This is a genomic window from Mycobacterium sp. E2479 (assembly GCF_001667925.1).
Taxonomy (GTDB): Bacteria; Actinomycetota; Actinomycetes; order Mycobacteriales; family Mycobacteriaceae; genus Mycobacterium.
This window is the reverse complement of sequence record NZ_LZJR01000010.1, coordinates 104,946-119,429: the sequence shown is the minus strand read 5'-3', so window position 1 is coordinate 119,429 and position 14,484 is coordinate 104,946. Positions and strand designations below refer to the sequence as shown.

The 14,484-nt window shown below is 63.1% G+C and carries 13 protein-coding genes, 1 tRNA gene and 2 pseudogenes; 6 read left to right on the top strand and 10 right to left on the bottom strand.

The features are described from left to right. Nucleotides 1-229: 229 nt before the first annotated feature. On the bottom strand, nt 230-478 hold the full coding sequence (locus A5686_RS01745; RefSeq protein ID WP_156749892.1) for a hypothetical protein: 249 nt from the start codon (nt 476-478) through the stop codon (nt 230-232). 326 nt (nt 479-804) lie between these two features. Here A5686_RS01745 and A5686_RS27500 point away from each other — a divergent pair, with 326 nt between their 5' ends. Further along, on the top strand, nt 805-981 hold the full coding sequence (locus A5686_RS27500; protein WP_197520444.1) for a hypothetical protein: 177 nt from the start codon (nt 805-807) through the stop codon (nt 979-981). Further along, nucleotides 974-1,315, top strand: a complete 342-nt coding sequence (locus A5686_RS01735) for an RNA polymerase-binding protein RbpA (protein WP_067930170.1) — start codon at nt 974-976, stop codon at nt 1,313-1,315. The genes A5686_RS27500 and A5686_RS01735 overlap by 8 nt, the downstream gene beginning before the upstream one ends. A gap of 1,024 nt (nt 1,316-2,339) precedes the next feature. Here A5686_RS01735 and A5686_RS01730 read toward each other — a convergent pair. Together A5686_RS01730 and A5686_RS01725 are read right to left on the bottom strand one after the other, a co-directional pair. Then, a pseudogene (locus tag A5686_RS01730) lies at nt 2,340-3,056 on the bottom strand (class I SAM-dependent methyltransferase); the annotation flags it as partial. Nucleotides 3,057-3,364: 308 nt separating this feature from the next. Then, nucleotides 3,365-3,745: a hypothetical protein gene (locus A5686_RS01725; RefSeq protein WP_156749891.1), complete on the bottom strand. Its 381-nt coding sequence runs from the start codon at nt 3,743-3,745 to the stop codon at nt 3,365-3,367. A 553-nt stretch (nt 3,746-4,298) separates the two neighbouring features. On the opposite strand from A5686_RS01725, the gene A5686_RS01720 reads away from it, so the two are divergent. Then, on the top strand, nt 4,299-4,973 hold the full coding sequence (locus tag A5686_RS01720) for a DUF5995 family protein (RefSeq protein WP_067930160.1): 675 nt from the start codon (nt 4,299-4,301) through the stop codon (nt 4,971-4,973). A gap of 129 nt (nt 4,974-5,102) precedes the next feature. Here A5686_RS01720 and A5686_RS28165 read toward each other — a convergent pair whose 3' ends face one another. From A5686_RS28165 to A5686_RS01690, 7 genes are all read right to left on the bottom strand, one after another. Beyond that, nucleotides 5,103-5,231 (bottom strand): hypothetical protein, encoded by a 129-nt coding sequence (locus A5686_RS28165; RefSeq protein WP_255404991.1) that lies wholly within the window; start codon nt 5,229-5,231, stop codon nt 5,103-5,105. 1,334 nt (nt 5,232-6,565) lie between these two features. Further along, nucleotides 6,566-6,638, bottom strand: a tRNA-Arg gene (locus A5686_RS01715). A gap of 48 nt (nt 6,639-6,686) precedes the next feature. Beyond that, entirely contained in the window at nt 6,687-7,511 is an 825-nt protein-coding gene (locus A5686_RS01710) for an LLM class F420-dependent oxidoreductase (protein ID WP_082947415.1), read from the bottom strand. 7 nt (nt 7,512-7,518) lie between these two features. After that, nucleotides 7,519-8,595 carry a poly-gamma-glutamate hydrolase family protein gene (locus tag A5686_RS01705; RefSeq protein ID WP_067930159.1) on the bottom strand — a complete coding sequence of 359 codons (1,077 nt, stop codon included), beginning with the start codon at nt 8,593-8,595 and terminating at the stop codon, nt 7,519-7,521. After that, nucleotides 8,596-9,891, bottom strand: coding sequence for an Nramp family divalent metal transporter (locus A5686_RS01700; protein ID WP_197520443.1), 1,296 nt, complete (start codon nt 9,889-9,891; stop codon nt 8,596-8,598). It abuts the gene before it with no gap. A gap of 28 nt (nt 9,892-9,919) precedes the next feature. After that, entirely contained in the window at nt 9,920-10,996 is a 1,077-nt protein-coding gene (locus A5686_RS01695; protein ID WP_067930158.1) for a diacylglycerol kinase, read from the bottom strand. 24 nt (nt 10,997-11,020) lie between these two features. Further along, entirely contained in the window at nt 11,021-11,812 is a 792-nt protein-coding gene (locus A5686_RS01690; RefSeq protein ID WP_067930156.1) for an SDR family oxidoreductase, read from the bottom strand. 125 nt (nt 11,813-11,937) lie between these two features. On the opposite strand from A5686_RS01690, the pseudogene A5686_RS27740 reads away from it, so the two are divergent. The 3 genes and pseudogenes from A5686_RS27740 to pstC all read left to right on the top strand — a co-directional run. Continuing rightward, a pseudogene (locus tag A5686_RS27740) lies at nt 11,938-12,081 on the top strand (phosphate ABC transporter substrate-binding protein PstS); the annotation flags it as partial. A 243-nt stretch (nt 12,082-12,324) separates the two neighbouring features. Then, nucleotides 12,325-13,440, top strand: a complete 1,116-nt coding sequence (gene pstS / locus A5686_RS01685) for a phosphate ABC transporter substrate-binding protein PstS (RefSeq protein WP_067930154.1) — start codon at nt 12,325-12,327, stop codon at nt 13,438-13,440. A 30-nt stretch (nt 13,441-13,470) separates the two neighbouring features. Beyond that, nucleotides 13,471-14,445 carry a phosphate ABC transporter permease subunit PstC gene (gene pstC, locus A5686_RS01680; protein ID WP_156749898.1) on the top strand — a complete coding sequence of 325 codons (975 nt, stop codon included), beginning with the start codon at nt 13,471-13,473 and terminating at the stop codon, nt 14,443-14,445. Nucleotides 14,446-14,484: the final 39 nt, after the last annotated feature.

Genomic DNA, 14,484 nt, shown 5'->3' with positions numbered 1-14,484 from the left:
GCCCGAACCTCCGGGTTTGGTGATGCTGTTTGGTGACGCTGCCCGACTCGTCGCTTCGAGCGTAAGTGTCCGAGCCGTTAGTTAGGGGGGAATTGCGAAACTTGCGCGACCGTTAAGTGCCGTCGGGCTGTGATCGCGGCAGTGCGCGGCGAATCTGACGCGGCGCCGATCCGCGGTGTCAGACGTGGCGCGAGGCTAGGCAAGTGCGAATGGCACACAGTCACCGGGGTCACCAAGCGGCTTCCCCTCGCAGGCGTAAACGGGCCCCTGCTATCACGGCCTCGGCTTCTGCAACGACTGCGTCTGCCGCCTTGGCTTCTGTCGTCGCCGCGACTGCCTCGGCTTCTGCTGCCGCGGCGCGCCGGGCCACGTCTTCTCGTGCCATCGCCAGCGCGGAAATCAACATCCCAACGCAGGCCACAGCGGCCACGACCGGCCCCGCTGCGGCGGTGACGACGAACGCGAAAGAAAAGCTCAAGACAACGAGCCGAACAAGCGTCCTGGTCCTCATGGAGGTTTAGTCGGCTGGTACCGCGTTTGCGTTACGTAAGGATTCGCAGCCGACGCGGGGCTGTCCCGGTTCAGCTCGGGTAGGTAAGGGTCCGCTCTTCGGAATGTTGTGCCGGGCGTCCTACGAATAAGCTGGCGCAAAGTGGCTAGCCCGCCAACGGAGTAGGGTGGCGGGGGCGGTTGGGAGACGCTAGATAACACCCCCCGGTGCATTACGGATGGACAGCTGGACGGCATCAAGTTCCAAGTCGAAAGTCCGTGCGTCTCAGTAAATCCCTGCCCCAGGAAGAAATTATGCCCACCTATGAGGCGCAGCTCCGCCAGGACTTGCGCGACTACGCCCTCGAGTTACGCCAACTCGCCTATACCCTGCCCGAAGGTGTGGGGGAACACGATCTGCTTCAAATGTCTGGTCGGATGCGCGCCACTGCCGATCAAGTGGACCGTCAGGGGAGCGTTGACGATGGCTGATCGCGTCATGAGGGGCAGTCGCCTGGGCTTCGTGAGCTACGAGGCTGACCGCAACCACAGCCTCGCGCCGCGTCAGGCGGCGCGATACCGGACCGAGAACGGCGACGAGTTTGAGGTTCCCTTCGCGGACGACGCTGAGATCCCCGGAACCTGGCTGTGCCGCAACGGCTTGGAAGGCATCCTGATCGAGGGTGGTGACCCGGTCGAACCCAAAAAGGTCAAGGTGCCGCGCACACCCTGGGACATGCTGCGGGAACGCCGCTCGATCGAGGAACTGGACGAACTGCTCAAGGAACGCCTCGAGATCATCAAGTCGGGCCGCCGCCGCAGTTAGCTTAGCCTTGGGTGTTTCGATCGCATGGGCTTTCCTCAGATCGTGCTCGGCAGGATTCGTGCCTGCGACACCAACTGGCCTTTGACGGTTCTCACTTGTATCACGAAGTCGTTGTAGGGCAATACTTTTCGGTTCGTGTCAGCGGCGATCGGTAGTCCGAAGAATGAACAACAATCGCTATAACCGGGTATCGATCGGCCGTGAGCGAGTGATCGCAACTCAGAGGATCGGGTCGTGAGCACAGCACACGGACTAGAGGCCACCGCAGCGCGAGGGGGCCAAGATGGGTGACCACGGTGGGCAATCCGGTGGCAAAGGTTGCGGCGGAGGCGATGGGATTGGAGTCGGGAATAGGTTGGGCCCCTCCCAATAGTGCGCAGGAGCCTTGGTCCGCACGTCGTAGTCGAAGTAATAGGTGTGGCAGACACCCATATCCCAAACTAGGTCCGCATCCGATCGGGGTGGATCATTCGGCATAGCTTGTCCTGGACACCATTGGAATGGGCCATAGGTATACGCATGGGCGGTACCAGTGCCCAATCCCAAAGCTGCCACGCTCAAACCGCCGGACACCAGCGCGACCGTTGCTAGGCCAACGATCTCTCGTTTCATAAACCGCAGATTATTCCTACGTGACCCGGGAAGACGGGAAAATCGCGCAACTCGGTTCATGTTGGTCGTTTGTTGCTGTTGGCCCGCGGCGGTGACTCAAGCGCAGGCGAGGGTTCCGATTGAAACCGTCCAAGGTTGCAATGACCGGGGGTCATCAGGGGTAAATCCTGAGCGACGGCAATTCACCGAAAGGCGTTGCCCCGCGAACGACATCAATCTAACGGCAATCGTTCAAACAACCGACAGCCAATCCCTGGGCCGCACGTTCCAGTCGGGCGGGTCACTGACGTCAGTTAGTGCTCGACATTCTGTCGTCGTGTCATGTCTGACGCAGTTTCGGCCGATGCTTTTTCGGCACGCCCCTGAACTCTTTCTGCATGAGGTAGCTGAACGACGCTTGATGGTTGGGCAAGCGGGTCGCCACCACGATTTGCGGCTTGAATGTTTTGCCTCCGCGCATCTCGACCTTGATCGCCGGGTCTGCATACTGTGCCAACGCCCGCAGCGCCGACGGGCTGTAGGCGCGCAGCCCGCTGATGAATCCGTCGTGGTGTAGCGGCAAAATCGGTGCCAACGGCAAAGTCAGCGACAACCGCAGAATGTGCACCATCGACGGCGGGCGCGACAGGTCGATGACCAGCAGCTTGTGCGCGACCCGGGTGCCTTCGGCGAAAACCCGGGCGGCCAGCGGCGGCGGCAGGTGGTGCAGCGACAATGCGAATATCGCAAGGTCGTAGCACCCATCTGGCGCGTCGACGGCGGTGGCGTCCATCGCGCGGACCACCGCCCGCGGGTGCGTGCCCAGATCGCCGGCGACGATGGAGGCCACGAATGTGGGATCAATGTCGGTGACCGTGACCTGGGCTGTGGGATGCATCGCCAGCAGCGCTCGTGATAGCCCGCCGTGCCCGGCACCGAGTTCGAGGATATTGGGATCGCGCACATCCGCGACCTCGTCGAGCGCGATGCGCGCAAACTTTTTCTGCGTACCAGAAAACTTTTCGATGCGTTCCAGAGAGCGGACCACCCTGCGTTTCAGATCGTCGGCGCCGTCGCGGTCAAGATATTCCAGGCGGTCAGTCTGCAGCCGCCGGTCCAGCCATGAGGCGTCCGGCCCCCCGCGCGGCATACGGTCGATTTGGTACCTCGCGGCCACTGTGCCCCCCGTTTTGAAGTGGTCAAAGTTCAACCGAAGTCAAGGATCCCCGATTCGCAATCCTACGACGTTGCCGATTCGTGCGGAGGTGAACGCTACACGTATGCGAAGTCTTTCACGTGCGCACACTCCAAGTGACGGTCGAGCGATTTTGTCAGTCGATTCGCGACTACAGAGCGCTCGGAGGCGAGATGGGCTTCCCGGGCCCATCACCGATGACGGCGTGGCGGGGTGGTGGGCAACGGGGCGCCGTGGCGTTAGGCTGCCGAACCTTCGGCGCCCTATTGAAATTCGAGAGAGTCGACGCTCAACGCGACTATGCGCGCCCCGAAAGCACCCCCCCTGTAGGTGTTACATGCCAGGGTGACGGTTTCGTCGCGAGTGGTGGTGAGTCCGGCGAAGAGCGTAATGCCGGAATTATCCGCGTCGTTCAGGTAGATCCGTACTTTCTCGAGTTCGATGTTCGCATCGTAGAGAAGCCTGGCTTCGGCATACTGTTTAGAGCCATCGTAATTCCACAGCACGACTGTGCCCATGAGGAGCCAGTTGAGTTCCTGGCCATCCGGGTTCTCCAGGTCCACCTTAGCGACGATGACGTCGCTGAAATGGTCGAGATTGACTTGGTCGTATATGCCATTGATGATGGCTCGGCTGGTGCCCATTCGCGTCTCCCTCGTTTCAACCTGAGTGAGCGGGAAGACTACGCGATCGGCCCATTCGGGGGAGTTGATTCGGAAACTCGAGATCATCATCCTAAGACGAAACGACGCACATCACCCGAGGTCATACACGACAACTGTGCCCCGGCAGGACTCGAACCGGCGACACCGGCTGTACCAGTTCGTCGTTCTCAAGATTGCTGTAGCATATCGCTTGAGTTACGAGCCAATGGAATCCGACGCCAGTCCGCTTTGCCGGCAATCATCGGTTCTCGATCATATCCCGAGGAATAAACGAAGGGTGGATGAGGCTGCTCGTGGGACCGGATCCTCCAGGGCCGCGTCTGAGTTTTGTCTGGCCGGCCTTGAAACGCTGCAGCGGCACCGGCGAGTGTAGCGCGCGCGCCGATGGTCCAGTGACATCGTTGTTCTCGAATCTGTTGGGGATGGTCGCATTTCGGGAAGAAACGGGTTACGCGGTGTTGCTCGGAGCATGCACGGTGTTAAGCGATACGATTTGCGCGCCGGGCCGGCATCTGTCTGCTGTGATGGACGGATGAGCCCAACCTCAGTTGCCGACGTGCTTACGCACATGCGCGCCATCGCCTCCGATGTGCCGGCGGGTGATGGCGCCGGCGTTTTCAACGGCGTCTATCTGCGCGTGACCGAGATGGTGCAGGACCGCTTGTCAACGGGCCACGTGTTTCACGACGACGCGTTTATCGCCGACCTCGATGTGCGATTCGCCGGCTACTGGTTCGACGCGTACGACGCCCCGACCGACAAGCCCAAGGCGTGGGAGCCGTTGTTCGCCGCGCGGGCCCACACGGGCATATTGCCAATCCAATTCGCACTCGCCGGCATGAACACGCACATCGAGAACGACCTGCCGCTCGCCGTGGTCGCGACCTGCGCTGCTCGAAAGTGCACGCCCGACAGCCGGGGTATCCACAACGATTACGAGAAGGTCAACGAACTGCTGGCCAGTGTCGAGGCCGAGATTCGGCGGTCATTCCTCACCGCGGTGGAGAAATCTATCGACGACCACCTCGAACCGGTCGCGCATCTGGTCACCTCGTGGGACATCGATAAGGCCCGCGACTTCGCATGGCTGACGGTGCAGACGCTGTGGGAGCTACGACGGGCCGGCCCGTTGTTCGATGCCTATGTCGCCACCCTGGCCCGCACGGTCGGGATGGGCTCCCGGCTGCTGCTGACGCCCCTCATCTGATCCCCAACGGCCAGTCCGAGCAATTCCCTCGGGTTGGCATTCCCTTTCTGTCGGAAGCGGCCGCGGGCCCCACCGCACCGCTGCCGCCCGCCACGACCCCGCCGCGGGCAGACCCACGAAGCCGAACTCTCACAGCGCCCTCTCGGTGCGCACCACGGCGCCGTTCTCGATTCGCTGGGGTAAGCCGCGAAGGACCACCGAGAAGGAATCGACGGTCGCCTTCGTCGGATGTTCCTTGGCCGTCCGGTGCTGTGGCACGTGGCGCGCGAATGTGCATCGCCGGTTTGGAACAGCGTTACTGTCCTCTTTGATTCGAAGAGCCAAACCGAACTGTTTTAAAGCGGCAGCCCAAGCGGCTTACGCCGATGTTCGATCACAGGACGCGAGCAGGGACGCTGACAGGAAGTTGAGTAGTGCACTACTCATGTGCTCGGCGTGATCTTGCGTAATCATTCTGACACCGTAATTAAACGGTAACGGTACCGAAAGCCAGAGCATCATGTGCACGTCGGATCGGGTTGCAGTGCCCTGTCAATCCGCGTGTGACGCCCCGGCAATCAGTGCGATCGAAAACGCCATGCGGCAACACGACTATTACTACAAGCTCTGCGTACGGAGGTAGAGCAGCCATGTCATCGCACGCATATAACCCGCGCAACTCTAGGGCGACACCCAAGGTAAAACTGTACGGCGGGATCGCCGCAGCGTTAATCACCGCTGGCACGCCGATAGGCGTCGCCTTGGTGAACCATATCGGCTCCGGTTCGCCACCGATCGGCTCCGTGTCTACGCCACCGACGGTGACTAACGGCGCCACGGCTTCTATGCCATCGACGTGGACGACCATCACACCGACCCCCGTGAGCCAGGGATCCGACCAGGGTCCGGTTGACAAGTATGCGATCAACGCCTCGGGTACTGAGGTCAAAGTATGGGGCCACGCCGATAAAGACGCCGACGGCATGATTGTCCTGATAGGCCCACAGTCTTCGGGTGGCTTCTGGCCCGCCTTCGCAAATGTCGTCAACCACCAATGGCAAGCTAATGTCAAGACCGATCCACAAATTTCGGAGGGCTACAGAGTGTGGGCCATCCCCCATATACCCGGCGGCAGTGCCCCAGGCCAGATTCCTGTGAAGTTCACCTTCCAGGCGACCGGACCGACATCGACAACGCCACCACCACCTCCGGGCCAGTTGATGGAATGCGCGGCACAACACGGCCCCGACTGCTTTAACGGCCCGGGTTGGGGACCGCCGTCGGTCTACCAACCGAATCGGTGATTACTTGATTGCTAATTGGTCGGACTGCAGAGTAGCTGTGCTGGGAAGACGGCCTCACTAGCGGCGGGCCCGCGAGTTCACCGATGATCTGTTGCTGCCACGAACGGAATGGCCGCTTTGACAGTAAGGCAGGTCGAGAGCGGGCTGTGCCGCTGCCATCAATAGACCTCGCGGATGCGATGCTGGATGTACGGCGCGACGGAGTGTCACCGATCAACCGAAACAACTGTCGACCATCAGCCGAAACACTGTCACGCATCACCCGACGACGAAATGTCACGCATCAGCCGAGGTCATACATACACGCTGTGCCCCCGGCAGGATTCGAACCTGCGACACCGGCTTTAGGAGAGCCGTGCTCTATCCCCTGAGCTACGAGGGCGGACGGGCCTGAGCTTACCGGCAGGCTGGCGGGTAACCCCCGCGGCGGTCAGCGCAGTTCGGCGATCACCTTGGCGAAGTTGTCGATGTTGTTGTCCTGCACGGTGAATGACGACACACCGTACTTTTCGCGGTACGCCGACAACGTGTCGGCTATCTCGCGGGGGGAGCCGCTGAGTACCGAGGGCTGAGACAGGATCTCCTCATCGGACAGGTTGGGTGAGTAAGCGCGCGTGAGCTTGAGGTCGGGCTCGGTCTCGCCGACGCGTGGCATCGCCGTGATCGCCAGGTTCAGCTCGAGTGAGTTGAACCGTTCTCCGGCCGCATTGCGGACGAACTCGACGCGTTCGGCGAACGGGTCCTCGACGTCGCGCACCTTGGAGCCGGTCAGCCCGATGATGTCGGCATTGCGGGCTGCGATGGTCAGCACACGGTCGCCATTCCCGGCGATGATGAGTGGCGTCGACGGGTGATGATCTTTCAGGTACTTCGTCATGTGCTCGAGATAGTCGACCCGTGCGCCGGCGCTGGGATACGGAATCTCCGCGGCTTCGAACTCTTCCCGCACGTACCCGGTGCCGAGCCCGATCTCCAGGCGGCCATTGCTGAGTAGATCCAGGGCTTGCATGTCCCGGCTGAGCAGGGCCGGCTTGTAGAACGCGGAATTGAGCACATACATGCTCAGCCGCAGCGTCGTGGTGACCATCGCGACCGCGGTCAGCGTCGGGAACGGTGCCGCGGCGCCCAAATGGTCGGGCACACAGAGAATGTCGAAGCCGGCGTCCTCGGCGCGCTTGGCCTTGTCGAGCAGCGCCTCGCGCGATTTGTAAAACCGCATGCTCATTCCGAAGCGAAAATCCTTGGCCACCAACAATCTCCGTTCAACGATTCGACATCGACCAACTACGTGCTGCTGCGGCCAACCCCTGGATCAGGGCGCCGGTGACGGACGACAAACCGTCATCACCCGGCAGCGGGCTGCGGGGGCTGATCCCCCGGACCCGCGCCGAAAGCTCCAGCTGGGTTCCGCCGTCCCGCACCCGGTTCACCGGGTTGCGCGGGTGCAGGCCCCGCAACTCCGGCGGGATGTCGTCGAGGTCGGTGATCACCTGATAGCCGGTCAGCTGGATATGCCGCGTCAGATGAGCTGCCAAAGCCCTGTTGCGGCCGCCCGCCAATAGCTGGGTACTGCGACCATCACGCCCATACCCATGCAGCGACACCGCCACGTCGACATGATCGAGGAACTCGGCGAGCCGCGCCGACTCGGCCGGGTCGAACAGGGCAGACGGCAGGTGGTGCGGGTAGCGATCCGGATGGCGCACCACATACACCGAGGCACCGGCGGCCTCTGCGGCGCGCTCGGCAATCACATCGGTCATCTCTTCCAGGCCCCCGCCGTGGATCGCGAAAAAGCCGAAACGCGAATGTATTTTGCTGATTTCGGTTACCCCGGGCTCGCTCAGCAATGCCGAAAGTGACTGTGGCCCAGGCCCGCATGCCGACGGCGATTTCGGGCTGGGCCATCCAGCGGGATCCCAGCGGCGTAAGAAGTCGACCCAGCGTTGCGGCAACCCGTGCTGGGTGGCGCCGTCGATGATCTTGGGCAGGTAGCCGGGCCGGGGCGGGCCGGGCGTCACCCGGTGGTCGATGTAGACCCAGGCCGACGCCGGTCCGTCGTCGGTGTGCACGGTCATCTCGTCGCGCCGGTAGCGGACCGGCACCCCCTCGGCGCTGTCCAATGTCGCCAAGTCACCATCGGAGATTTGCCAAACCACCCCGTACACCTGGTTACCGGCGAGCGGTTCGACGGTCGCTACGCCGCGCTGATTGATCAGCCAGTCGTGATCGGTCAGCACCGCCGGTCGCGGCTGCGCGGCATCGGGACAGCGTTGCGTCATCTGACGAACGCATAGGTTCGACCCGTATGCGAAGTAGAGGTGCCGGCGGGCCGGCATTCAGCCGGTCACCGTCAGCCAGACGAGCACCATGTTAAGCAGACTAATCAATACGCCGACGGCCCAGCCGAGAACCGTCGTGATGCGGTGATTGACGTCGCCGCCCATCAACTCGCGATCGCTGGTCAGCTTGATCAAAGGCAGTACCGCAAAAGGAATGCCGAACGACAACACCACCTGCGACAACACCAACGCGCGGGTCGGATCGAATCCCACCGCCAAAATCACCAGGGCGGGCACCAGCGTGATCAACCGGCGCACCACCATGGGAATCGAGCGGTGCAGCAATCCCTGCATGATCATGGCGCCGGCGTAGGCGCCCACCGACGACGACGCCAGGCCCGACGCGAGCAACCCGATCGCAAACAACACAGCGATGGTGGCGCCCAGTGTGTGGTGAATTGCGGAGTAGGCGCCCTCAATAGAGGCGCTCAGGTCGCGGTGTTGCAGGTTGACCGCGGCGATGACCAGCATCGCTGCGTTGACCGTGCCGGCCACCGTCATCGCCAGCACGACATCCCATCGGGTGATGCGCAGCAGCAGGCGCCGATGTGAACCTTCGGCGGGATGCCCGTGCCGGTCCAGCACCAGGCCCGAATGCATGTAGACCGCGTGCGGCATCACGGTCGCACCCAGGATGGCGGCCGCCAGCAGTACGCTTTCGGTGCCGCTGAACCGGGGCACCAGCCCGCCGAGCATCTCCTCCGGCGGGGCCGTCTTGACGAAGAAGCTCGCCGCGAACCCGATCGCGATGACGAGCAACAGGCCGGTGATGACCCGCTCGAAAATGATCTGTCCGCGCCGGTCCTGAATCCCCAGCAACAGCAAGGCCACCAGGCCGGTGATCAGCCCGCCGGCCAGCAGCGGCAAATCGAAGAGAATGTGCAGGGCGATGGCCCCACCGACGACTTCGGCCGCATCGGTTGCGATGGCCACGAGTTCGGCCTGAGCCCAGTACACCAACCGCGCCGGGCGGCCCATCCTCTTGCCGATCGTGCCGGGCAGGGAGCGCCCCGTGACCAGTCCCAGCTTCGCCGACAAGTACTGCACCAGCCCAGCCAGCACGTTGGCCGCCACGATGACCCACAGCAACAGGTAGCCGTACTGCGAACCGGCGCTGACGTTGGCGGCGACGTTTCCCGGGTCAACGTAGGCGATCGCGGCGACGAACGCGGGCCCGAGCAAATACCAGTTGCCCTTCAGGGAGCCCTGGGTGCGCTGCCCCAACCTGCCGACCTCAATTCCTGGCGCCGAATAATAAAGTGAGGTTAGCCGAATATCCTGCGCGACCGTCATCGGCTCCGGCGTTTCCCTCCTTCGATCCTCAGCGCGGCAGGTACAGCCCCTTCCCGGTGACCAACGGCAGGTCCAGGGTCGTCACGATCCCCGGCCGGGCGGCCACCACCGCGGGGATCGCGTTGACTACGCGCATCGCGGTGGCTACCAGGCCGGCGTGGTTGTGATCGCCGTTGCGGCTGCTCAAACAGATATCCATGGCGTATGACGGTTCGCCGGCGATCTCGATGCGGTAGGAGCCGCCCTCTTGGGCGGGCTGTGGCCACTCGGGGCACAGGTCCTCGCGCAGCCGGGTGACGTGTTCGAGGACGACGACGGGGTCGCCGTCGACCATGCCGAACACCTCGAAGCGCAGCGCCGCGGCGGTGCCCTTGGCGATGTGACCCGCGGCGATGTCGAAGTCCTCCGGGGCGGGTATGCGAACGTAGTCCTGGGTGACCTCGTCGAGCGAAATACCAAGCCCCGCAGCGATTTGGCGGATCACCGACCCCCACGCCAGGCTGAGAACGCCGGGCTGCAACAGCATGGGAATCTCGTCCAGCGGGTTGCCAAACCCCATGACATCGAACATGACCGTGGCGCTGTCATAGGTGGCGTAGTCGACGATCTCCATGCAGCGAATCTGCTGAATGCTTTGGCAGGTGCCTGCCAGCGCCAGCGGCAACAGATCGTTCGCGAACCCGGGATCGATACCGTTGACGTAGAGGCTCGACTTCCCTTCGCGCGCTGCATCTTCCAAAGGCTTGATGAGCTCCTCCGGGATGACCTGCCACGGATACTGCAAGAAGACCGGGCCGCTGCCGACGATATTGATTCCCGCCGCCAAGACGCGCTTGTAGTCCTCGAGCGCCTCGGGCAGCCGGTTGTCGGCCAGCGCGTTGTACACCGCACATTGCGGTCCGGTGGCGAGCACCGCATCCAGGTCCGTGCTGGCGAGCACGCCGGTCGACTCCCTCAGCCCCGCAAGCTCTGCCGCGTCCTTGCCGGCCTTGGCGTCTGAGGATACCCAGACGCCCTTCAGGTCGAACTCGGGATTGGTGATGAGCGCCCGCAGAGCGTGGATACCGACGTTGCCTGTGCCCAATTGAACGACGGGAATGGGCATGACTAGCTCCTTAGCGGTCGGGGGTCACAGGTCGGGGATGGGGATGTCGAGGTTGGGGAAGGTGAGGCCGCCGTCGACCTCGAGCGTCTTGCCGGTCAGGAAGCTGCCGGCGGGAGACGCCAAATAGACTGCGGCGGCCGCGATGTCGACGGGATCGCCGAGGCGGCGCATCGGTGTGGCCTTCTCCATTGGCGCACGCAGCTCGTCGTTGGAGGCAACCACGTCCAGGGCGGAGGTCAGGATCGAGCCCGGCGCGATCGCGTTGACGCGAACGCGCGGGCACAAGTCCAGGGCGGTCAGCCGGGTGTAGTGCGACAGCGCGGCCTTGGCGGTGCCGTACGCGGCAAAACCGCGCCCGGCCAGCCGGCCCATGGTCGAGGTGATGTTGATGATGCTGCCTCCGCCGGAGTGTTCCAGCATCAACGGCACCGCGGCCAGCGTCAGCGCGTGGGCCGTGGCGACATTGAATGTGAAGGCGTCTTTGAGATCCTTCGTAGAGGTGGTCAGCAGCGTGTTGGGCATGGTCCCGCCGACGTTGTTGACGACGATGTCTAGTTTCCCGAATTCCTCGAGGGCCTTGCCGGCCAGCTCCGCGGTGGACTCGGGATGCGCCAGGTCGGCCGCCACGACGTGGGCCCGCCTACCGACCGCGCGGACCTGCTCGGCGACGGCGTCTAGTTGGGACTGCGTGCGGGAGGCGATGAGAACATCCGCGCCCGCCTCGGCGAAAGCCAGTGCGATCGCCGCCCCGAGGCCGCGGCCTGCACCGGTGATGACGGCGACTTTGTCGTCGAGACGGAACCTGTCAAGGATCATTGGCAGCCTCTCTTCGTTTCGGTGTCAGCCGACACGGTAGCAAGCCGCGGCGGCTCGGATCGGGCATTTCTGGAACACGTTCTACTTTTGTCGCTGACGTCGTATGACAGCCGCCGCGCCGGCATGCCCAGGTCGGTGCGGCGGTAAAGGCGTTCCTGCAGAGCACGGTCGGCGCCGGGCAGAACGGCTTGGGGGCGGGCAACGGATACGTCCCGGTGCCTGCATCATTCAAGTCGCGCCAGGCGCAGTCCATCAACGCCGTGACGTGAGAACCAGTTCGCGGCGACATCGTCGCGAACTAATCCACGCAACTTTCTTTGCTGTCGCACGGCGCTAGAACACGGGCGGGTACTGCTCATGCCCACGTGGCCGCGCGGTGCCAATGCGTTCAGCGGTGATCGTTCACCAATTTGCTCGACGTTCATCTTGTTACTGTTAGCTTCGTGGCTGCGAAACGGGCTGGTCGGGCGCAGCGGCTACCGACAGGCAGATCCCTACCTTAAGGAAGCGAATTGAAACTGAACCGATTTGGCGCCGTGTTGAGCGTGCTGGGCGCCGGTGCGCTGGTGTTGTCGGCGTGCGGAAGCGATAACAACAACGGAAGTGGCGCGAGCGCAACGAGTGGCTCCTCGTCTGGCAACGTGAGCTGCGGTGGCAGCAAAGCGCTCAAAGCCAGCGGCTCGACGGCTCAGGCCAACGCGATGACCCGGTTTGTCAACGCGTTCGAACAGGCCTGTCCCGGCCAGACGCTGAACTACACCGCCAACGGGTCGGGCGCGGGAATCAGCGAATTCAACGGTAAACAAACAGATTTCGGTGGTTCGGATTCGCCGCTGGCGCCAAACGAATACGCCGCGGCACAGGAACGTTGCGGTTCACCGGCGTTGAATCTCCCGGTGGTTTTCGGCCCGATCGCCATCACCTACAACGTTGCGGGCCTCAATTCGCTGAGTCTGGATGGCGCCACGGCCGCCAAAATCTTCAACGGCGCGATCACGACGTGGAACGACCCCGCCATTCAGGCGCTCAACCCCGGTGTCACGCTGCCCGCCGAACCGATTCACGTCGTGTTCCGCAACGATGAATCCGGTACCACCGACAATTTCCAAAAGTATCTCGATGCCGCCTCCGACGGTGCGTGGGGCAAAGGCGCCGGCAAGACATTCAAGGGCGGTGTCGGCGAGGGAGCAAAGGGCAACGACGGCACCTCGGCGGCGATCAAGGCGACCGAGGGGTCGATCACCTACAACGAATGGTCGTTTGCCCAAGCGCAGAAATTGAACATGGCCAAGGTCGTCACCTCGGCCGGCCCGGTCCCGGTGGCGATCAGCGCCGACTCGGTGGGCAAGACGATTGCTGGCGCCAAGATCGCAGGCCAGGGCAACGACCTGGTGCTGGACACGCTTTCCTTCTACAAGCCGACCCAGGCCGGTTCCTACCCGATCGTGTTGGCCACCTACGAGATCGTCTGCTCGAAGTATCCCGACGCGCAGATCGGTACGGCGGTGAAGGCGTTCCTTCAGAGCACGGTCGGCGCCGGGCAAAACGGCCTTGCCGACAACGGCTACATCCCTATCCCTGACTCGTTCAAGGCGAGGTTGTCCGCTTCCATCAACGCCATCACATAACCTGAGGTGGTCGGGACAGGAGGATCAGCAATCAGCCCGTCGACCACGGAGAAGCCGGCTCTAACAGCGCTGAGTGAACACGTGGGGCGGCGGGCTGATCGGCTGTTCAAGTTGACGGCCGCCGCTGCCGGTTCGACGATTGTGGTCGCGATCCTGTTGATCGCGGTGTTCCTGTTGCTGCGTGCGGTCCCGTCGTTGCGCGTCAACCACGCGAACTTCTTCACCAGTTCGAAGTTCAGCACCAGCGACCCGAACAAGCTCGCATTCGGTATCCGCGACCTGCTCATGGTCACGGTGCTCAGCTCGCTCAGCGCGTTGGTGCTGGCCGTCCCTGTCGCGGTCGGTATCGCCGTGTTCCTCACCCAGTACGCCCCGAGGCGGCTGGCGCGGCCCTTCGGTGCGGTGGTGGACCTGCTGGCCGCGGTGCCATCGATCATCTTCGGACTGTGGGGGATTTTTGTGCTTGCACCCCAGATCGAGCCGGTGGCCGCGTTCCTCAACCGCCACCTGGGTTGGTTGTTCCTGTTCAAGCAGGGCAATGTCTCATTGGCCGGCGGCGGCACCATTTTCACCGCCGGCGTCGTGCTGTCGGTGATGATCCTGCCCATCATCACGTCGGTCTCGCGGGAGGTGTTTCGCCAGACCCCGCACATCCAGATGGAGGCGGCGCAGGCGCTTGGCGCCACCAAATGGGAGGTGGTGCGGATGACCGTGCTGCCGTTTGGCCGCAGCGGTGTGATCGCGGCCTCGATGCTGGGGTTGGGTCGCGCGCTCGGCGAAACCGTGGCGGTGCTGATCATCTTGCGTTCGGCCGCCCAGCCGGGTAACTGGTCGCTGTTCGACGGCGGCTACACGTTCGCCTCAAAGATCGCGTCGGCGGCCGCCGAGTTCAGCGCGCCGCTGCCCACCGGGGCATACATCTCGGCGGGATTCGCGCTGTTCGTTTTGACGTTCGTCGTCAACGCGTTCGCGCGCGCGATCGCAGGCAACAAGGTCAACGGATGAACCGCTACGAGGAGCGGCGCTCATGACCCGCGCGGCGAC